Raw genomic sequence first — 19756 nt, forward strand, 5'->3', positions numbered from 1 at the left:
CCTCACGCCTCTTCGACGAACACCTCCTCGCGCTTCTTCTTGACGCTCGGCAGGAAGACGACGATGAGGACAGCAACCGCAATGGCCAGAAGAATGGCGCTGATCGGCCGCGTGACGAAAGTCGTTGGATCGCCGCGCGAGAGGATCATGGCGCGCCGCAGGTTCTCCTCGAGCAGCGGCCCGAGCACGAAGCCGAGCAGAAGCGGCGCCGGCTCGCAGCGAAGCTTGGCCAGCACATAGCCGATGAGCCCGAAGAAGGCGACGGCATAGAGGTCGTAGACGTTGGCATTGACGCTGTAGACCCCGATCGAGCAGAAAGCCATGATGACGGGGAAGAGCACGTAGTAAGGCACGGTCAACAATTTCACCCAGAGCCCGATCAGCGGCAGGTTGAGGATGACCAGCATCAGGTTGCCGATCCACATCGAGGCGATAATGCCCCAGAACAGCGCCGGCTGCTCGGTGGCGACATTCGGACCCGGCACGATGCCCTGAATGATCATCGCGCCGATCATCAGCGCCATGACGGGATTGGCAGGAATGCCGAGCGTGAGCAGCGGAATGAACGAGGTCTGCGCACCGGCATTGTTTGCCGATTCCGGCCCTGCGACGCCGGCAACCGCACCCTTGCCGAATTCCTCCGGCGTCTTCGACATCCGCTTTTCCACCGTATAGGAGGCGAACGAGGCAAGGATGGCGCCACCGCCCGGCAGGATGCCGAGCGCCGAACCGATCGCCGTGCCGCGAATGACCGGTGCGATCATCTCCTTGAATTCCTGGCGCGACGGCAACAGGCCGGACACCTTGGCCATCAGCACCGTGCGTGTCGATTCGCCCTCGAGGTTGCGCAGGATTTCCGCCACCCCGAAGACGCCGACGGCGAGCGCCACGAAATTCAGCCCGTCGGCATATTCGCGGATGCCGAGCGTGAAGCGCGGCGTGCCGGTATAGATGTCGGTGCCGACAAGGCCGAGCAGCAGCCCGAGCGCCACCATCGCTAAGGCCTTGACGACGGAACCATGCGCCAGTGCGATCGAGGAGACGAGGCCGACGATCATCAGCGAGAAATATTCCGCCGAACCGAATTGCAGCGCGATTGCGGTGAGCGGCGGCGCGAAGATCGCGACGAGAAAGGTCGACACGGTGCCAGCGAAGAAAGAGCCGAGCGCGGCGATCGCAAGCGCTGCCCCCGCCCTGCCCTTGCGGGCCATCTGGTAACCGTCGATCGCGGTGACGGCCGAGGAAGATTCGCCCGGCATGTTGATGAGGATCGCCGTCGTCGAGCCACCATACTGCGCGCCGTAATAGATGCCGGCGAGCATGATCAGCGACGAAACCGGCTCGAGCTGGAAGGTGATCGGCAAGAGCATGGCGATCGTCGCCGTGGCGCCAATGCCGGGCAGCACGCCGATCAGCGTGCCGAGCAGCACGCCAATCAGGCAGAAGAACAGGTTTTCCGGAGTGCCGGCTGTCGCAAAGCCGAGCGCGAGATTGTTGAAAAGATCCATCATCGCCTCCTAGAACCGGACCCAGGGGCCAAACCGCTCGAACGGCAAGCCGAGCCCGTAGCTGAACACCGCGACCGAAAAGATCGTCAGCAGCAACGACAGCACGATCGCAAAGAACAGGTTCATCTTTTGCGATGCGAAACAGGCGATGAAGGCGGTGAGGAACAAGGACGGTGCGAAGCCGAGCCCGCGCACGGTCAGCCCGAAAAAGACTGGCGCCGGCAGGATGAAGAGCATGCCGCGCCAGGCAAACGGGTCAATCGGCTCGCCCTCGACCCGAAGGGCCTGAATGAAGATGATCGCACCGAGAAGCACGAGCACGCCGGCAAGCAGCAACGGAAAATAGCCTGGCCCCATACGCACCGTCGTGCCGAGGTCGAGCCCCAGCGACTGGATGGCGAAGAAAGCCCCGGAGGCGACGAAAAGCGCGCCGCAGATCGCATTGGTGGTATCGAAACTGATGGATTTCATGGTGTCTCCTGGGGTTGGAGATGGTTCACGTCACGCCGCGGCAAAGGAGCTAGCCCCTCATCCGCCTGCCGCCACCCTCTCCCCGTAAACGGGGGTCCGGAGGACGGGTCGAGACAAGTAGCTCGACCCCGGTAGGTTAGGGTGAGGGGCTCGTCCGGCATGCCCGGACGAGGACAAGCCTTAGTCGGCATATTCGCCGGCGGCCTCGATCACCGTTTTCCAACGGGCGATCTCGCTTTCAAGCTTGGCTTTCAGTGCAGCCGGCGTCGCATCGGCGTCTGAGGATGGCGCGGTGCCGAGCTCGGCAAAGCGGGCGCCGACATTCGGATCCTTCAGCGCCACCTGCAGCGATTTCGACAGACGCTCGTTGATCTCGGCCGGCGTGCCCTTCGGCGTATAGATGCCATGCCAGATGCCGACTTCAAAACCCGGCAGGCCGGCTTCGACGGCCGTCGGAATGTCCTTCATCACGTCGAGGCGCTTGGGCGAGGTTACGGCATAAGCCTTGATCGTGCCGCCCTGGATCTGCTTGGTCGTGTTGGTCGTCTGGTCGCACATGACGTCGACCTGGCCGCCGAGCAGGTCGGTCATGGCAGGGCCGGTACCCTTGTAGGGCACGGTCGTCAGCGGTGTCTGGATGGCGCTCATGAACATCATGCCGCAGAGATGCGAAGCCGCACCGATGCCGGCATTGGCAACCGTCACCTTGTCCTTGTTGGCCTTGATATAGTCGATCAGCCCCTTGAGGTCGGTCGGCTCCATGTCCTTGCGTGCAACGATCGTCATCGGCACTTCGGTGACGAGGCCGACATAATCGAAAGCGCCGAGCGTGTCGTAGGCGAGCTTGCGGTAGAGCGTGGCGCTGGTCGCCATGCCGATATGGTGCAGCAGAATGGTGTAACCGTCGGGATCGGCATTTGCCACGCGGCCGGCGCCGAGCGTGCCGCCGGCGCCGCCGACATTTTCGACGACGATCTGCTGGCCGAGATCCTTCGACATGGATTCTGCGACCAGGCGCGCCACGGTATCGGTCGGGCCGCCGGCCGCAAAGGGCACGACCATGGTAATGGTGCGCTCGGGATAGGTCTGCGCCGAAGCGACGCCGGCGAGAAGAGAGACCGCGGCAGCCGCGGTCAGGCCGAGCATGGCCTTCAGAATTTTCATCGTTTCCTCCCTGATGAAACAAGCAAGCCCGCCGACACATCCTCCGCGCCGGTTGGGATGGCCTATTTGCCGCCGGGAAAAATCGACCTGCAATCATTGCAGCCGCTTTCGAAAGGCGATTTTGCAAAAGTGCAATGCAGCATGGGTCGATTCGGAAACAAACGGCCGGTGCGATGGGTGGAAATCCACCCATCGCACCGGAGGATAATCGACTTGAGATTGGAAAGAGTGCGCGGCCACAGCCGGAATCGTCACTCGGAAAACAGGCATTTTCCGAAAGCAGTCAGCTTTCGATAATCATCATCCGCTTGTCGAGACCGTATTTCTGCATCTTTTCATAGAGGGTCTTGCGGGAAATGCCGAGTGACTCATAGACCGCCTTGAGGCTGCCGCCATGCGCCACCAGCGCGGTTGCAATCACCCCTCGCTCGAATTCAGCGACGCGTTCCGCAAGCCCCGTCGCCTCCTCGGCCTGCCGCCCGCCATTGTCGAGACCGAGGACCAGCCGGTCGGCGGCGTTCCTCAATTCACGCACATTGCCGGGCCAGTCGCGTTGGGCAATGTCGGAGATCACCTCCGGCGGCACGGGCATCTCGTCGCGGCCGTAGCGGGCCGCCGCCTCCCGCACCAGTTGCAGGAAAAGCAGCGGAACGTCCGCCCGCCGCTGCGACAGCGACGGCACGTGCAGCGTCGCAACGTTCAGCCGATAGAAGAGGTCGGCGCGGAAGCGCCCGGCTGCCACCTCCGCCTCCAGATCGACCTTGCTTGTGGCGATGAACCGCACGTCGAGCGCCACCACTTCGTTCGATCCGAGCCGCGAGATCACCCGCTCCTGCAGTACCCGCAGGAACTTGGCCTGCAGGTCGAAGGGCATGGAGCCGATCTCGTCGAGCAGGATCGTGCCGCCGCGCCCGTGTTCGAATTTTCCGTAGCGCGGCCTCACCGCGCCCGGAAAGGCCCCCACCTCATGGCCGAAGAGTTCGCTCTCGATCAGGTTTGCCGGCAGTGCGGCGCAATTGATCGCGATGAACGGCCGGCTTGCCCGGGCGCTGATATCGTGGAGCGCCCGGGCCACCACTTCCTTGCCGGCTCCCGTTTCGCCGACGATAAGCGTATCGGCATCGCTCGCCCCGATCGCCCGGATACGGTAGCGCAAATCCACCATCACCTGCGTGCGCCCCGGCAGCCGCGCCTCGATATCGTCGCGTTTGCCGGCGACCGCTTTCAGCAGCCGGTTTTCGAGCACGAGGCCGCGCCGCTCCATCGCCCGGCGGATGACGCCGGCAAGCATTTCGGGCGTGAACGGCTTCTCGATGAAATCATAGGCGCCTTCGCGCATCGCCTTCACCGCGAGCTGCACGTCGCCGTGGCCGGTGACAAGAATGACCGGCACCTCTGGATCGAGCTCGCGGATCTTCTGCATCAGCGTCATGCCGTCCATGCCGGGCATGCGGATGTCGCTGACGACGACACCGGGAAAGCTGTAGCCGATCAGCTCCAGCACGTGGTCGCCGTTCGAAAAGGTCTCGACGCTGAAGCCGGAGAGCTCCAACGCCTGCGCCGTCGAGCGGCGCAATTCCTCCTCGTCGTCAACCAGCAGGATCTTCGCATCGTTCATTCCGCCGCCTCCGGCATCAGCCCTGCCGCCGACTGCAGCTCGATGCGGAACACCGCGCCCCCTTCGGGATGATTAGCCGCCTCAAGGCTGCCGCCAAAATCCTTGATGATGTTGTAGGAGATCGAAAGCCCGAGGCCGAGCCCCTTGCCGACGCCCTTCGTCGTGAAGAAGGGATCGAAGATACGCTGGGCAATCGCCGCCGGCACGCCCGGCCCGTGATCCCGCACCGTCAGCACCACTTTGCCGGCCTCCTCGAAGGCCGAAACCTCGATGCGCCTGTCGTCCAGCCCTTCCACCGCATCGGCCGCATTCGAGATCACGTTCACCAGCACCTGTTGCAGACGCACCGAACCGGCGCGCACGACGGGTGGACGTGGGCCTAGATCGAGCAGGAGTTCGGCATCCGCCGCCTTCAGCCGCCAGGCGATGATCTCGAGCGTGTCATGCATCGCCTCGTCGAGAGAAACCGAGCCGAGCTTCTCGTTCGGTTTGCGGGCGAAGTTGCGCAGGTGCCGGCTGATCGCGGCCATGCGGTCAATGAGCCCGCCGATACGCCGGATATTGTCCCGCGCCTCCTCCGTCCGGCCCCGATCGATGAGAACGGAGGCGCTGTCCGTATAGGTCTTCGCCGCGGCGAGCGGCTGGTTGAACTCGTGCGAAAGAGCGGCCGACATCTGTCCGAGGCCGGCGAGCTTTCCGGCCTGGATCAGATCGGCCTGTGTCTGGCGGAGTTGTTGCTCGGTCAGGCGCCGCTCGGCGATCTCTTCTTCAATGCGGCTGTTGACGCGGGCAAGATCGGCTGTGCGTTCCTCGACGCGCCGCTCCAGCTCGTTGCGGGCGTCGGCCTGCATCTGCATGCGCTCGGCAAGCCGCGCCCGCCGCTGGCGAATGACCGCGACCGCGAGCCCGGCAATGCAGAGGATGAGAAAGACCGCCGCAAGCGCGGTGCGCGCCTGGGCGCGGATGGAACTCGTCTCCATCAGCACGTTCACGGTCCAGTCCTCGGCCGGCATGTAGTGCGAGAGCACCAGATATTCGCTCGAGCCGCGCTCGCCGGCGAGCGTCATCAACTCATGCGGCTCGAAGCGCTGACGCGTCACCGGCAACGCCGTCAGCCTGGCATTGGCATACCGCCGCGACGCTTCCGTGCGTGCGATGCGATCGGCCGTCAGCGGCAGGATAGCGCCATAGAGCCATTCGGGGCTGCCGGACATGAAGATGATGCCCTCCGGATCGGAGACGAAGATCTTGTATTCGCCGCCGCCCCAGGAGGATTCGATCATGTCGATATCGACTTTGAAAACGATGACGCCCCGAATATCCGCGCCGGTCCGGATCGGCGCGGCAAAATAATAGCCGCGCTTCAGCGAGGTGGTGCCGAGCGCGTAGAACCTTGCCTGCCGGCCTGCGATCGCATCCTGAAAATAGGGCCGGTAGCTGAAATTCTGTCCGACGAAGCTTCCCGGTCCGTCGTAATTGCTCGCCGCGATCGTTTCGCCATCCGGTTTGACCACATAGATGTCGGAGGATTTCAGCAGCCCGTTGATCTCCTTGAGATAGAGATTGGCGGCATCGCGTAGCGCCGCATCCTCAGGCGCGCTCACCAGTTCCTTGATGTCGTCGTGATCGGCAATCAGCGCCGGCAGCGCCTCGTAGCGGTTGAGGTGGCCGCTGAGCGCCGACACGGCAAGGCGCAGCGCCGTTCCTGCCTGCGCCGAGGCTTCCCCCATATAAGCGCGTGTCGCAATCGCGCTTCCATAGGTGAAGAAGGCGAAGATGATCAGCGGCACCACGAGCAACGCCGCTATCGCACGATATCTCGAAGACAGATCCGGCTCCTCCCCTTTCTGCCTCCACTCCCCAGCAAGGCATACCCAACAACGCCAAGTCTAGCGCATCGGCCCGAAAATCGGAATCGATTTTCAGAAAGCACGACGCGTAGATTCAAAATGCTAGAGCGTCCTTTGTGCGTCCGAAAGGACGTACAAAGGACGCTCTAATAACCCCGGCAAGGTTTTCCAAGGGCCTGCCGAAACTTGACACTTAACGAGCGCGGATATCCTATTGCTGCATCGCAAGGAAGCCCATCATGAGCGACGATCAGACCCCCGCCGACAGCAAGCTCACCACATCCAAGCGTCGCTGGGCGGCCGAGGGCAAGTTCCTGACCGGCCGCATCAGCCGACCTGAAACCGAGCGTTTGCCGCCCGGCCAGCACCTCGTCAAAAACTGGCCGGTGCTCGATCTCGGCCAGCAGCCTGTTGTCTCCACAGAGACTTGGCGGCTCGACGTGCGCGGCCTCGTCGAAACACCGCTCACCCTCACCTGGGCCGCCTTCCAGGCGATCGAGCAGAACACCAGGATGAGCGATATTCACTGCGTCACCACATGGTCGCGCTACGACAACAAATGGAAGGGCGTTTCGACGCGCGATCTTCTCGACCTCGCCATGCCGAAACCCGAAGCTGGTTACGTCATGCTGACGAGTTATGACGGCTATACCACCAACCTGCCGCTCGCCGATTTCGCCGCCGAGGATGCGATCCTTGCCACCGCCTGGGAAAGCCTGCCGCTGACGCCGGAACACGGCGGCCCGATGCGCCTGGTCGTGCCGCATCTCTATTTCTGGAAGAGCGCCAAATGGCTGCGCCGCATCGAGCTGATGCCCGACGACGAAGCCGGCTTCTGGGAAAAGAACGGCTACCATATCTACGGCGATCCATGGCGCGAGCAGCGCTATTCCGACGATTGAGCCTTCGGCCGCAGGAAGTGGCGAAGCCCAAAAAAACCAAGGCCGAACAATGCAGCGAGCCCGGTCAGCGACGCCATGCTGGCTGGATGAAGTGGCACCTTGCCCCAGTGTGGCTTGATGACATCGGCGGTGTTGAAGGCCTCGCCGCTGAACCGGCAGGTGACGAGCGCAAGGCCGCGCCGCGTCATGTCGGCGTCGACGGCGGAAATGATTTCATTCGCGGCAGCCCTCTCTTGCGGCATCTCGCGCATCGACAGCAAGACCGCCTTGGCCGCCGCGAGATAGGCATGGGCGCATTCGTTGAACGGGCTTTCCTCGTCCGTCACGCTGCCCGGCACCCGGCCCCAGAGACAATAGGAATACTGGATCTCGGCATAGTTCAGGACGCGGCGGAACGGCTCGTTGGTATCGACGGCACGGGAAGCAAGGTCGATGATCCCACTGCGATAGTCTGCAATCACCGCCATCTCGCCATGGGAAATTTCCGGAATATCCAGTCCGGTATGGCTGCCGCCGCCGCTAGGGCTATGGGCAAGAGCGCTTCCAGCAACCACACAAAAAAAGACGGCGGTGGCTAACGCCGTCGACACGAGTGGTATGGTTCTGCTGCTTGTCATGGCCGCCCGAAAAGTTCAGGGCGCCGGCAAGCGGTGCCCTTCGATGCGTTCAGTGAAATGCCGTTGCCGGCCGGCCGCGTTGACCGTCCTTAACGGCAAGCCGCTTTTCCGCCAGCACTCCGAAGGTAAGGCCCAAGGTTGTCCAGAGGATCACATGCATGCCGAGCGAAGTCGTGCGGAACCGCCAGAGGACCATCGCCGAGAAGTTCTCCGGCACCTCGTTGATCGGCGGCAGCAGATAGAGCACGACGCCGATGAAGACGAGATAAGCGATGCCGGCGATGATCGCGCCATTCCAGAGACCGAAACGCTCCGCGAGGCGGCGCGACAGCGCCACCGCGGCAATCAGCGCGGCGAGCGAGACGACGATCATCAGGAAGAACAGTTCGGTCCTGACGCCGATCGTATCGGGATTGCCGACCGCCGGCGGGTTGGCCGGATACTTGATACCGGGAACGAGGACGATCGCCACGAAGGCGGCAATGGCGATGACGGCCGAGGTGCCGCGCGCCGAAAGGCTGCTGAAACGGCCGTGCACGAAAGCGAAGGCGAGAGCGAAGAGCCCGCCAACGGCAACGCTGTAGGCCATGACGCCGGTGAAAAGGCCGAGACCGGCCTGCGTGGCGCGGCTGACGATTTCAGGTTCGGCAGCTTCACCGGCCGCCTGGGCAGTCGCCTCCTCGAAGGCGATCGCCGCATCGACCAGCGGCTCGCCGAAGATATGCGCAAAAGCGAAAACGAGGATGCCAGCAATCAGGCCCGCGAGCATGCCGCGAAGCAGAAGATTTCCAACCATGTCAGGAACTCCCCTAAAGCATGTCGCGCAAAAGTGCGCAGCGGTTTTGCGATAACGACATGCGAAAACAAAGACCTAAAGTGAGGCGCGAATCTGAAAGATCGCGACGCGCTCTAGTGGCAGGGAAAGCCGAGGAGATGACGGCCGTCATGCACGAATTCGTGCACATACATCCCGTTGAACAGCGCCATCGCGCCTTCCTCGGTGCCGACAAAATAGAGAACGATGAGCATCAGCAGGCCACCGAAGATCGCCCATGGCAGGATCTCTCCCAGGGGGATCGGCGCCGGTGCCGCGACGGGCGCAAAAGTGGTGTCAGACATGTATTCCTCCGGGAATGACGCGTTCAGTCGAAAGAGTGCTTGTGCAGTAGGGTCTGACTTCCAGCGCGAAGAGCTTTCGACACGCTGGTCACAGTGGCGCGACCGCGCCGGATTTCCACCGGCTTCCAAACCCGCAACAGCACGGTTATATCTGCACGCCGAAGAGACTGTCAACGAAACTTCACAAGTCGGCCAAGGGCCGTCCTGCGGCGCCATAGCCGCACTCCCGGAGATCAGAACGACCGTGAATACGCGCCTCACCTGGATCTGCCACGGCGCGACGATGGCGAGCCGCAAGGCCCTGTTCCCGCTCGACGAACCGCTGGAAGGCAAGGCGGCGGAAGAAGCCGGCAGGATGGCCGCCCTGCCCCACGCCGATCGCGTTGCCACGAGCCCCGCTTTGCGCGCCCGCCAGACTGTTGACGCGCTCCGCCTCCAAGCCCGGATCGATCCGGCGCTTCGCGACTGCGACCATGGCCGCTGGGCCGGCAGATCGATCGCCGCGATAGAGGCGGAAGAGCCTGAGAACCTCATGGCCTGGATGAGCGATCCGGAAGCGGCCCCGCATGGCGGCGAGAGCCTTCTTGATTTGAGAACACGCGTCGCCGACTGGATGGAGAGCGAATCCGCCCTCGGCGGCCATGTGATCGCCGTCAGTCACGCAGCCGTCATCCGGGCGGCGGTCGCCCATGTGCTTCAGGCGCCGCTCTCCTCTTTCTGGCTGAGCGACATCGAGCCGCTCGCCGTCATTCGCATGACCAGCAATGGACGGCGCTGGTCTCTGCGCTTCCAGCATTAGAGCGCCGTGCGTCCTTTCGGACGCACAAGGACGCTCTAACACTTTCAGTCCTCGCATCGGTCCGAAAATCGATTCCGATTTTCGGACCGATGCTTTAGCGAGTCCTGATCTTATCCAGCCTTACACAAGCAAATCGCGTCATCTCTGTTGAACCCGGTTTCGCGGGGACTACTTCCTTATCCCAAGGAGATGGAAGAATGACATATGATTGGAGTGGGGAGCGCACGCGGCGCCTGCGTTTGATGCGTGTCGCCACAGTCACAGTTCTGGTCGGTCTCATCGTCAGCGTCCCGCTGCTGATCGTCACCGCCTGAAGCACGAAAAAGGGCGAGCGATGCCATGGCACGCTCGCCTTCGTTTTTTTCCGCGCCCGCCATTCTGCCAACCACGACAAGGGTTCGCTCGGCGTTTTCCTCTGGCGCCCACGGTCCCTCGACGGCACATCAGGAGGCTGCCGCCTCCGATAATTCGCCTTCTGGTTTCAACGAACATTTCAGACTTTCGTGCTATTTCCGCGAAGGGTGGAGATGGAGAAGGCGCAGTGCCGGTATTTTTCCAGAGCAGGGCCGGAAGGCAATGTGTTTCGATCGTCGGGTTCGGGATTACTCTCTGGCTCCTCTGCACCCTGTTGCAGCTTGACGACAGCCTTGTCTTCTTCATGACCGGTTTCGGCGAGTACGGCGCCGACAAGCTCGTTCTGGCGCTCGGCATCGCCGGCGCCATGAGCTTCATCTATTCGGTGCTGCGCATCGCCGACCTGCGCAAGGAAACGGAACTGCGCGCCATCGCCCAGGCAAAGGCCGATTGGACCGCAACCCACGACCATCTCACCAAACTGCCGAACCGCTACGCCTTCGAGCGTAAGATCCTCTCGCGGCCGATCAAGGACGATGAGGCCGAGATCGAGGAGTGGGATCGCAACGTCACCCTCTTCTCCGTCGACCTCGACGGCTTCAAGAAAGTCAACGATCTCGTGGGCCACAAGGGCGGCGACGTCCTGTTGATCGAGGTTGCCAGACGCATCTGTGCACTCGGCAATGCCGATTGCGTCTATCGCTTCGGCGGCGACGAATTCATCGTCGTCGCCTTCGCTCTGACGGCGCAGCGCGAGGAGCGTTTTGCCAAGCTGCTGATCCAGGCGGTCACCCGGCCGATCCATATCGATGGCTTTGCCGTCGAGGTCGGCGCCAGCGTCGGCTACGACCGCTGGGCCGAGGGAGCAGAACCACTGGAAGACGCCGCCCACCGTGCCGACCTCGCCATGTATGAGGCGAAATCACGCGGACCGAACCACTATTTCGTCTTCGAACCTTCGATGCAGGACAAGGTGACCGAACGCGCCGCACTGGAAACCAGGCTGCGCGCCGCGATCTCCAACAAGGCGATCAAACCCTTCTACCAGCCGCTGATCGATCTGAAGAACGGCCAGCTCTGCGGCTTCGAGGCGCTGGCGCGCTGGATCGGCGACGATGGCGTCAACATCCCGCCACCTGTTTTCATCGGCATCGCCGAGGAAACCGGCATGATCACCGCATTGTTCGAGGATCTTCTCGCCCAGGCCTGCAGCGACGCACTCACCTGGCCGGAGCATGTGATGTTGTCGTTCAACGTCTCGCCGGTGCAGATGGAAGACAGGCTGCTGACCTCCCGCATCCTCAAGGTGCTTTCGGCGAGCCGGTTGCCGCCGCAGCGCCTGGAAGTGGAGATCACCGAAAACGCGCTGATCCAGGATCCCGCCATCGCCGCCCTCATTCTCGACGAACTGCACGCGGCCGGCATCCAGATCGCGCTCGACGATTTCGGCACCGGCTATTCGAGCCTTGCCCAGCTCGCCCGTTATCGTTTCGACAAGATCAAGATCGACAAAAGCTTCATCGCCACCTGTCGCGACGACGAACGCCAGGAAAAGATCGTCCGCGCCATGCTCGGCCTCGGCCGGAGCCTCAACATCAAGACGACCGCGGAAGGCGTCGAGGAGCATGGGCAGCTCGCCTTCCTGCTGCAGCTCGGCTGCGACATCGGCCAGGGCTATCTCTTCGGCAAGGCGATGCCCGCCGCCGAGGCGGGCATCTTCATCAGCGATCGCAATGCCAGTCTGGCCTCGACGGCCTGACGGGACGTCTTAAAACACCTGGCGCAGGATCACGAAGAGCACGAAGGCGATCGCAATCGAGGCCGGCAGCGTCAGCACCCAGGCCATCAGCATGTTGCGCACGGTCGACCATTGCAGGCCGAAACCGTTCGCCGCCATGGTGCCGGCGACGCCTGACGACAGCACACGTGTGGTCGAGACCGGCAGGCCGAGATGATCGGCCGAAGCGATGGTGACCATCGCACGACTTCGGCTGCCGCGCGGCGGCAAAAACACGTGGAGGCCCGAATAATCCCTTTCCGTCAGGAGGCCCGACGCTAAGTTCAGCTATCGTCACGCCCGCGCGGAGTCTGAGAAGACATGTCATCGACCGACCTCCTCCTGACCTTCAATGCCGGTTCCTCGACCGTCAAGATCGGCATTTTTACGATGGAGGGTGATGCGGCGCGACGCATCGGCAAGGGCGTGATCGATTTCCGCGCCGAACCGCTCTCGCTCGGCCTGACCAGGGGATCGCAGACATTCGAGATGCCATTGAAGGCCGAAATGACGGAAGACCTGCACGGCGTTATCGACGAGACCTTGGCGCATCTCGCCGACCATTTCGACACGACCGCCACCCGCGCCGCCGGCCACCGCGTCGTCCATGGCGGCGATCGCTTCACGAAGGTGATCGCCCTCGATGACGCAGCAATCGAGGCGATCGATGCGCTGACCCCGCTTGCGCCCCTACACCAGCCGCAGGCGCTGCGGTTCATCCGCGCGCTCCGGCATCTGAAGCCGCATCTCGCCCAGACGGCCTCCTTCGACACCGCCTTCCATGCCACGCAGGACGATCTCGTTCGCCGCTTCGCCATTCCCCGTGCGCTGCATGACGAGGGCGTCAAGCGCTACGGCTTCCACGGCCTCTCCTATAAATTCATCGCCGGCGAGCTTGCCCGCAAGGCGCCACGCGCGGCAAAGACCGTCGTCGCCCATCTCGGCAGCGGCGCCAGCCTCTGCGCGCTGGCCGGCGGCGTCAGCCGCGATTGCAGCATGGGCTTTTCGACGCTCGACGGCATCCCGATGGCGACACGCCCGGGCCCGCTCGATCCCGGCGTCATCCTGCATCTGGCCGGAGAGAGAAAACAGTCCTTCGAGGCGATCGAAGACCTGCTCTATCACCGCTCCGGCCTGCTCGGCGTCTCCGGCATCAGCGCCGATACGCGCGATCTGCTGAAGGATGGACGGCCGGAGGCGCGTCAGGCGATCGACCTCTTTACGTTGCGCATCGCCGGCGAGATCGGCCGCATGGCGGCGACACTCGGCGGCCTTGACGCCATCGTCTTCACCGCCGGTATCGGCGAACATCAACCGGCGATCCGCGCCGGCGTTGCCAAGCGGCTGTCCTGGCTTGGCCTTGCGATCGACGAAAAGGCCAATGCCGCCAATGATTTCACGATCAGCACTGGGGAAAGCCGCATCGCCGCTCATGTCATCGCCACCGATGAGGAGCAGGTCATCGCCGACGAGGCGCTGACCCTTCTTCGTGGTGGATGATCCAGATCAATAACAGGCTGACGCCGGCCGATAGAATTGACGTTGAACACGTTTTCGAACGGGAGAAATCCATGGAAAAGCATGTCTCGACCGCCGCCCTGGCCGATGCCGAACTCACCCTGATCGACCGCTATTGGCGCGCCGCCAACTATCTCTCGGTCGGTCAGATTTATCTGCTCGCCAATCCGCTGCTGCGCGAGCCGCTGAAACCGGAGCACATCAAACCCCGCTTGCTCGGCCATTGGGGCACGACACCGGGCCTCAACTTCATCTATGCGCATCTGAACCGTCTCATCCGCGCTCGCGACCTCGATATCATCTACATGTGTGGCCCCGGCCATGGCGGACCGGGCATGGTCGCCAACACCTATCTCGAAGGCATCTACAGCGAAATCTATCCCGATATTTCCGAGGATACGGAGGGCATGCGCAAGCTCTTCCGGCAATTCTCCTTTCCTGGCGGCATTCCGAGCCACGCGGCACCCGAAACACCGGGCTCGATCCACGAGGGCGGCGAGCTCGGCTACGCTCTCGTCCATGCCTATGGCGCCGCATTCGACAATCCCGATCTGATCGTCGCCTGCGTCGTCGGCGACGGCGAGGCCGAAACTGGGCCGCTGGCGGCGAGCTGGCATTCCAACAAGTTTCTGAACCCTGCCCGCGATGGCGCCGTGCTGCCGATCCTGCATCTGAACGGCTATAAGATCGCCAATCCGACCATTCTTGGCCGCGCCAGTCACGAGGATTTGCAGAGCCTCTTTGAAGGCTATGGCTACGAGCCCTTCTTCGTCGAGGGTCACGAGCCGCGCGACATGCACCAGCAGATGGCCGCAACCTTCGACAGGGTCTTCGATCGCATTCGCGAAATCCAGGAGGAAGCACGCAATGGCAAGGCGCCCGATATCTGCCCGCGCTGGCCGATGATCGTGCTGCGCAGCCCGAAGGGCTGGACAGGACCGAAGGAGGTCGACGGCAAGAAGGTCGAAGGCTTCTGGCGCTCCCACCAGGTGCCGGTCTCCAACTGCCGCGAGAATGACGGCCATCGCAAGATCCTCGAGGACTGGATGCGCGGCTATGATCCGGAAGACCTATTCGGCGCCGACGGCCGGCTGAAACCGGAACTGCGGGCGCTGGCGCCGGTCGGCGAACGCCGCATGGGCGCCAATCCACATGCCAATGGCGGATTGCTGCGCACGGAGCTCGATGTTCCCGATATCAGCGACTATGCGGTCGAGATCGGCAAGCGCGGCAGCGCCATGGTGCAGTCGACGGAGATCCTCGGCCATTACCTGCGCGACACGATGAAGCGCAATGTGGAGGCCGCCAACTTCCGTATCTTCGGTCCTGACGAAACGGAATCGAACCGTCTCGGCAGCGTCTTCGAAGTCACCGACCGTGTCTGGATGGAGGATATCGAACCCTACGACATCCACCTCTCCCGCGACGGCCGTGTCATGGAGGTGCTGAGCGAACATCTCTGCCAGGGCTGGCTTGAAGGCTATCTGCTGACCGGCCGGCACGGCCTGTTCTCGTGCTACGAAGCCTTCATCCACATTATCGATTCCATGTTCAACCAGCACGCCAAATGGCTGAAGGTGACGCGCGAACTCGAGTGGAGAAAGCCGATCTCGTCGCTCAACTACCTGCTGACCTCCCATGTCTGGCGCCAGGACCACAACGGCTTCAGCCACCAGGATCCCGGCTTCGTCGACCTCGTCGCCAACAAAAAGGCCGATATCGTCCGCATCTATCTGCCGCCGGATGCCAATACCCTGCTCTGGGTCGGCGACCATTGCCTGCGCACCTATGACCGCATCAACGTCATCGTCGCCGGCAAGCAGCCGGAGCCGCAATGGCTGTCGATGGACGAGGCGGTGAAACATTGCGAGGCCGGCATCGGGATCTGGCACTGGGCAAGCAACGAGGACGACACGATCCTGCCCGATCTCGTCATGGCCTGCGCCGGCGATGTGCCGACCATGGAGACGCTGGCCGCCGTCGATCTTCTGCGTAAAGCCATTCCCGAGCTGAAGATCCGCACCGTCAACGTCGTCGACCTCCTGGCGCTGCAATCCAGCGATCAACATCCGCACGGCCTGACCGACGAGGCCTTCGACGCGATCTTCACATCAGACAAGCCTGTCATTTTCGCCTATCACGGCTATCCCTATCTCATTCACCGCCTGACCTATAAACGCACCAACCACCGCAACATCCATGTCCGCGGCTTCATCGAGGAGGGCACGACGACGACGCCCTTTGATATGACCGTCCTCAACGAACTCGACCGCTTCCATCTCGCCATCGAAGCGATCGAGCGTGTACCCGGCCTGAAAGAAAAGGCAGGCGAAGCGCTCGCCGCCTTCCGCGGCAAACTTGCGGAGCATCACGCCTATGTCCGCGAATATGGCGAGGACATGCCGGAGGTGCGGAACTGGACGTGGCCAGCGGCGTGAGGCGAAAACCAAACAAACAGGACCGCAGCGAACCGGTCCGTAGAGATCATCCGTCGGGCGCAACACGTCACACGCCTTCAAGCCGACCCTTTTCCTTGATGCGCCAGACCCGCGGCGTTTCGCCGGTATATTTGAGAAAAAAACGCGAGAAATAGGCCGGATCGGCAAAGCCGAGCCGAAACCCGATCTCCTGGACGCTGCCAAGTGTGAAAACGAGCTGGCGTTTCGCCTCTTCGATGAGTTTGCCGGCGAGCAATTCATGGGGGGTGTTGCCGGTCATCGACCGGACGATACGGGTAAGATGCGTCGGCGAAACTCCAAGCTCCCTGGCGTAGAAGGACGCGGGCTTGTGCGATCGGAAATGGCGTTGAATGAGCTCGTTCAGCATTTCCAGCCGCCGCTCATTCTCGTCAGGCGCAAGCTCGTGCATGTTTCCTTGATGAAAAATCCTCGCAGTCAGCCTCAGCACCAAGCCGACATAAGCCGCCAACACCTCGTTGCGGCCGCTGCGCCGGTTTTCGAATTCGTCGCCCAGCCGCCTCAACGTCTGCATCACATAGGCTGCCTCGGCATCCTCAGGATCGAGTGGCGTCAGATGCGGTGTCGCCAGCCATTCGCCGAGCTGGCTTCGCTCGTCAAGCGGATGGCTGAGATGGGATCTCAACAGGGTGATCACCAAGCCGTCGATGTCGCGTGAAAAACGAAAGCCGTGATTGAGCCCAGGCGGGACCGTGATGACTGCCGGCGGCCGGATGGCATGGCTCTTTTCGCCGAAGATCGCATCGCCGGAACCGCCTTCGATGTACAATATCTGAAAGAAGCTTTCGTGGCGGTGCGGGCGAATTTCCCATTGATGCAGGCTGCTGCGGGAGCGAATTGTTTCGCAATGCAACCAAAAATCCGGCCCTCGCCCGGTATTTTCGCCGTAAAGTTCGTAGGTCGGAACATGTTTGCTCATGGGGCTCCTCCCGCACCAATGTTCGATTAGTGCAATTTTTAGGCGGAGATGTCCATTGCTGCGGCGAGAGCGGCACGGCAGAATCTGGCAAAACGCAAAAGTGCAGGGAGGAAGCATTTGCGAACCCAGGTCGCCATCATCGGTTCGGGACCATCCGGCCTGCTGCTCGGTCAGCTTCTCGCGGAAGCCGGTATCGACAATGTCGTTCTCGATCGTGTGAACAAGGAATACATCCTTGGCCGGGTTCGCGCCGGTGTTCTGGAGGAAGGCACCGTCGGGCTGCTGGACCAGGCCAAAGCGGGTGCGCGGCTGCATGCCGAAGGCCTGCCGCATGACGGTTTCTCACTGGCCTTCGACGGCCGCGACCATCGTATCGACCTGCACGAATTGACCGGCGGCAGGCGCGTCACCGTTTACGGACAGACCGAAGTGACGCGCGATCTCATGGAGCGGCGCGAAGCGAGCGGCTCCCTATCGATCTACGATGCCGCCAATGTCACGCCGCATGACTTCGACGGCCATTCTCCCTTCGTCACCTACACCAAGGACGGCGCAACGCAACGCATCGATTGTGATTTCATCGCCGGCTGCGACGGCTTTCACGGCGTTAGCCGCAAGGCCATCCCAGAAAAGGCGATCAGGAGTTTCGAGAAGGTCTACCCTTTCGGCTGGCTGGGCGTCCTGGCCGATGTGGCGCCAGTCAGCCATGAACTGATCTACGCCAACCATCCCAGGGGCTTTGCGCTCTGTTCGATGCGCTCGGCCACGCGCAGCCGCTACTATATCCAATGCGCACTCGACGAGAAGATCGAGGACTGGAGCGACGATCGCTTCTGGGACGAGTTGCGAAGGCGTCTGCCGGTGCATCACGCCGAGGCACTGGTGACCGCGCCGTCCTTCGAGAAATCCATCGCCCCGTTGCGCTCCTTCGTCGCCGAACCGATGCGCTTCGGCCGGCTTTTCCTCGTCGGCGACGCCGCCCATATCGTACCGCCGACCGGCGCCAAGGGGTTGAACCTTGCCGCCAGCGACGTCCACTACCTTTTCTCCGGGCTGATCGAGCATTACCGCGAACGCTCGAATAGCGGCATCGACGCCTATTCGCAGAAGGCGCTCGCCCGGGTGTGGAAGGCCGTACGGTTTTCCTGGTGGATGACGACGATGATGCACCGTTTTCCCGATACCGGTGATTTCGAACAGAAGATCCAGGAGGCGGAGCTCGACTATCTCACCCATTCCCGCGCCGCCTCGACGGTGCTCGCGGAAAACTATGTGGGATTGCCATTCTGACGGGGAGATTGGCGATGGATGCAAGCCACGTTGAACACGGAGCTGGCCGTCCATTGTTTCCGCTCCAGTTCATAACCGTGTGAACATGAATTCCGGGATTTATTTCATTTTACATCACCATTTCGCGTGACAAGCTAACGCTCAATTTTGAGAGGTTGGCGAATACGGCGCGGGAGTGCGCCCAAAAGGGAGAGAGAGAATGAAGAAGCTGTTTCTGGCCGCCGTTGCGGCCATCGCCATAGGCACGAGCGCCTATGCCGAGACCATCAAGGTCGGCGTCATCGGCCCGTTCTCCGGTCCGTTCGCGCTGCAGGGCAAGAACTTCAAGGCCGGCATCGACGCCTATATGGCGGTCAACGGCAACAAGGTCGGCAGCGACACGGTCGAAATCGTCTATCGCGACGTGCCGCAGGCCGATCCCGCCCAATCCAAGGCGCTGGCGCAGGAACTGATCGTCAAGGAGAAGGTCCAGTATCTCACAGGCTTCTATTTCACGCCCGATGCCATGGCAGTGACGCCGATCCTGAAGCAGGGCAACGTGCCGATGGTCATCATGAACGCCGCCACCTCGGCGATCGTCACCAAGAGCCCGCTCGTCGTCCGCACCTCCTTCACCACCTGGCAGACCTCGACGCCGATCGCCAAGGTCGCCTTCGACGCCGGCGTCAAAAAGGTGATTTCGGTCGTCAGCGATTACGGCCCCGGTATCGACGCCGAGAACGCCTTCAAGGCGGGGTTCGAAAAGGCCGGCGGTCAGGTGGTCGAGGCAATCCGCATGCCGCTTGCGACCAACGACTTCAGCCCGATCATGCAGCGCATCAAGGATTCCGGCGCGCAGGGCGTCTTCGCCTTCCTGCCATCGGGGCCGACGACACTCGGCTTCGTCAAGGCGTATAACGACAATGGCCTGAAGGCCGCCGGCATCAAGTTCTTCGCGCCGGGCGATCTGACGCAGGAATCCGACTTGCCGGCGCTGGGCGATGCCGCGCTCGGTATTCAGACGACCTTCCACTACGCGGTGTCGCACGACTCTCCTGAGAACAAGGCTTTCGTCGAGGCGGCTGCCAAAGCGATCGGCGACAAGGCCGAACTCTCCTTCCCCGCGGTCAGCGCCTATGACGGCATGTATGTCATCTACAAGATGATCGAGGCGACGGGCGGCAAGCAGGATGCCGAGAAGGCCGTCGATGCGGTCAAGGGTCTTGCCTGGGTAAGCCCACGCGGCCCGGTTTCGATCGATCCGGAAAGCCGTCACATCACGCAGAACATCTATCTGCGCGAAGTCGTCAAAGCCGATGACGGGACCTATATCAACAAGGAAGTCCAGACCTTCGAGAAACAGGGCGATCCAGGCCTGGCGGCGGCCAAATAAC

The 19756-nt window shown here is 62.2% G+C and carries 16 protein-coding genes, 1 pseudogene and 1 riboswitch; of the genes and pseudogenes, 7 read left to right on the forward strand and 10 right to left on the reverse strand.

Translation table 11 applies throughout. From position 1 onward, the window contains the following. Positions 1-2: 2 nt before the first annotated feature. The 5 genes from FHT79_RS21455 to FHT79_RS21475 form a co-directional block, all read right to left on the reverse strand. Positions 3-1508 carry a tripartite tricarboxylate transporter permease gene (locus FHT79_RS21455; protein WP_183904057.1) on the reverse strand — a complete coding sequence of 502 codons (1506 nt, stop codon included), beginning with the start codon at positions 1506-1508 and terminating at the stop codon, positions 3-5. Between the two features lie 9 nt (positions 1509-1517). Further along, entirely contained in the window at positions 1518-1979 is a 462-nt protein-coding gene (locus tag FHT79_RS21460; protein WP_029868283.1) for a tripartite tricarboxylate transporter TctB family protein, read from the reverse strand. A gap of 180 nt (positions 1980-2159) precedes the next feature. Beyond that, positions 2160-3143 carry a tripartite tricarboxylate transporter substrate-binding protein gene (locus tag FHT79_RS21465; RefSeq protein WP_029868282.1) on the reverse strand — a complete coding sequence of 328 codons (984 nt, stop codon included), beginning with the start codon at positions 3141-3143 and terminating at the stop codon, positions 2160-2162. Between the two features lie 283 nt (positions 3144-3426). Continuing rightward, entirely contained in the window at positions 3427-4761 is a 1335-nt protein-coding gene (locus FHT79_RS21470) for a sigma-54 dependent transcriptional regulator (protein WP_029868281.1), read from the reverse strand. Continuing rightward, positions 4758-6554, reverse strand: coding sequence for a sensor histidine kinase (locus FHT79_RS21475; RefSeq protein WP_348649678.1), 1797 nt, complete (start codon positions 6552-6554; stop codon positions 4758-4760). Before FHT79_RS21475 ends, FHT79_RS21470 begins: the two co-directional genes overlap by 4 nt. A 296-nt stretch (positions 6555-6850) precedes the next feature. Here FHT79_RS21475 and FHT79_RS21480 point away from each other — a divergent pair, with 296 nt between their 5' ends. Then, the gene (locus tag FHT79_RS21480; protein WP_183904058.1) at positions 6851-7513 is read left to right on the forward strand and encodes a sulfite oxidase-like oxidoreductase; all 663 of its coding nucleotides are present in this window, start codon (positions 6851-6853) and stop codon (positions 7511-7513) included. Here the strand turns inward: FHT79_RS21480 and FHT79_RS21485 are convergent. The 3 genes from FHT79_RS21485 to FHT79_RS21495 form a co-directional block, all read right to left on the reverse strand. Beyond that, positions 7498-8130, reverse strand: a complete 633-nt coding sequence (locus FHT79_RS21485; RefSeq protein ID WP_183904059.1) for a hypothetical protein — start codon at positions 8128-8130, stop codon at positions 7498-7500. The two genes, FHT79_RS21480 and FHT79_RS21485, sit on opposite strands and share 16 nt — an antisense overlap. A 49-nt stretch (positions 8131-8179) precedes the next feature. Next, positions 8180-8926: a CbtA family protein gene (locus tag FHT79_RS21490; protein WP_183904060.1), complete on the reverse strand. Its 747-nt coding sequence runs from the start codon at positions 8924-8926 to the stop codon at positions 8180-8182. Between the two features lie 113 nt (positions 8927-9039). Beyond that, positions 9040-9249 (reverse strand): CbtB domain-containing protein, encoded by a 210-nt coding sequence (locus tag FHT79_RS21495; protein WP_047616573.1) that lies wholly within the window; start codon positions 9247-9249, stop codon positions 9040-9042. 13 nt (positions 9250-9262) lie between these two features. Continuing rightward, a riboswitch (adenosylcobalamin (AdoCbl) riboswitch) is annotated at positions 9263-9405 on the reverse strand. Positions 9406-9493: 88 nt separating this feature from the next. Between FHT79_RS21495 and FHT79_RS21500 the strand changes: the two genes are divergently transcribed. Then, positions 9494-10048, forward strand: a complete 555-nt coding sequence (locus FHT79_RS21500) for a histidine phosphatase family protein (RefSeq protein WP_183904061.1) — start codon at positions 9494-9496, stop codon at positions 10046-10048. Positions 10049-10589: 541 nt separating this feature from the next. Continuing rightward, positions 10590-12161, forward strand: coding sequence for a bifunctional diguanylate cyclase/phosphodiesterase (locus FHT79_RS21505; protein ID WP_183904062.1), 1572 nt, complete (start codon positions 10590-10592; stop codon positions 12159-12161). A gap of 9 nt (positions 12162-12170) precedes the next feature. Here FHT79_RS21505 and FHT79_RS21510 read toward each other — a convergent pair. Next, a pseudogene (locus FHT79_RS21510) lies at positions 12171-12401 on the reverse strand (inorganic phosphate transporter); the annotation flags it as partial. A 99-nt stretch (positions 12402-12500) separates the two neighbouring features. On the opposite strand from FHT79_RS21510, the gene FHT79_RS21515 reads away from it, so the two are divergent. Together FHT79_RS21515 and FHT79_RS21520 are read left to right on the forward strand one after the other, a co-directional pair. Beyond that, positions 12501-13679, forward strand: coding sequence for an acetate/propionate family kinase (locus FHT79_RS21515; protein ID WP_183904063.1), 1179 nt, complete (start codon positions 12501-12503; stop codon positions 13677-13679). A 71-nt stretch (positions 13680-13750) separates the two neighbouring features. Beyond that, entirely contained in the window at positions 13751-16135 is a 2385-nt protein-coding gene (locus FHT79_RS21520; protein ID WP_183904064.1) for a phosphoketolase family protein, read from the forward strand. A gap of 67 nt (positions 16136-16202) precedes the next feature. Here the strand turns inward: FHT79_RS21520 and FHT79_RS21525 are convergent, their stop codons facing one another. After that, the gene (locus FHT79_RS21525) at positions 16203-17093 is read right to left on the reverse strand and encodes a helix-turn-helix domain-containing protein (protein WP_183904065.1); all 891 of its coding nucleotides are present in this window, start codon (positions 17091-17093) and stop codon (positions 16203-16205) included. Between the two features lie 117 nt (positions 17094-17210). Here FHT79_RS21525 and pobA point away from each other — a divergent pair, with 117 nt between their 5' ends. Beyond that, positions 17211-18383 carry a 4-hydroxybenzoate 3-monooxygenase gene (gene pobA / locus FHT79_RS21530; protein WP_097543129.1) on the forward strand — a complete coding sequence of 391 codons (1173 nt, stop codon included), beginning with the start codon at positions 17211-17213 and terminating at the stop codon, positions 18381-18383. Positions 18384-18582: 199 nt separating this feature from the next. Continuing rightward, entirely contained in the window at positions 18583-19755 is a 1173-nt protein-coding gene (locus tag FHT79_RS21535; RefSeq protein WP_183904066.1) for an ABC transporter substrate-binding protein, read from the forward strand. The last annotated feature ends 1 nt before the right edge of the window (position 19756 follow it).

The organism is Rhizobium sp. BK212, from assembly GCF_014197475.1.
GTDB lineage: Bacteria > Pseudomonadota > Alphaproteobacteria > Rhizobiales > Rhizobiaceae > Rhizobium > Rhizobium anhuiense.

Bases quoted from the DNA above. Each gene is read 5' to 3' on its own strand.
- FHT79_RS21455 (WP_183904057.1), bottom strand. From the start codon at position 1,508: ATGGATCTTTTCAACAATCTCGCGCTCGGCTTTGCGACAGCCGGCACT.
- FHT79_RS21460 (WP_029868283.1), bottom strand. From the start codon at position 1,979: ATGAAATCCATCAGTTTCGATACCACCAATGCGATCTGCGGCGCGCTT.
- FHT79_RS21465 (WP_029868282.1), bottom strand. From the start codon at position 3,143: ATGAAAATTCTGAAGGCCATGCTCGGCCTGACCGCGGCTGCCGCGGTC.
- FHT79_RS21470 (WP_029868281.1), bottom strand. From the start codon at position 4,761: ATGAACGATGCGAAGATCCTGCTGGTTGACGACGAGGAGGAATTGCGC.
- FHT79_RS21480 (WP_183904058.1), top strand. From the start codon at position 6,851: ATGAGCGACGATCAGACCCCCGCCGACAGCAAGCTCACCACATCCAAG.
- FHT79_RS21485 (WP_183904059.1), bottom strand. From the start codon at position 8,130: ATGACAAGCAGCAGAACCATACCACTCGTGTCGACGGCGTTAGCCACC.
- FHT79_RS21490 (WP_183904060.1), bottom strand. From the start codon at position 8,926: ATGGTTGGAAATCTTCTGCTTCGCGGCATGCTCGCGGGCCTGATTGCT.
- FHT79_RS21495 (WP_047616573.1), bottom strand. From the start codon at position 9,249: ATGTCTGACACCACTTTTGCGCCCGTCGCGGCACCGGCGCCGATCCCC.
- FHT79_RS21515 (WP_183904063.1), top strand. From the start codon at position 12,501: ATGTCATCGACCGACCTCCTCCTGACCTTCAATGCCGGTTCCTCGACC.
- FHT79_RS21520 (WP_183904064.1), top strand. From the start codon at position 13,751: ATGGAAAAGCATGTCTCGACCGCCGCCCTGGCCGATGCCGAACTCACC.
- FHT79_RS21525 (WP_183904065.1), bottom strand. From the start codon at position 17,093: ATGAGCAAACATGTTCCGACCTACGAACTTTACGGCGAAAATACCGGG.
- FHT79_RS21535 (WP_183904066.1), top strand. From the start codon at position 18,583: ATGAAGAAGCTGTTTCTGGCCGCCGTTGCGGCCATCGCCATAGGCACG.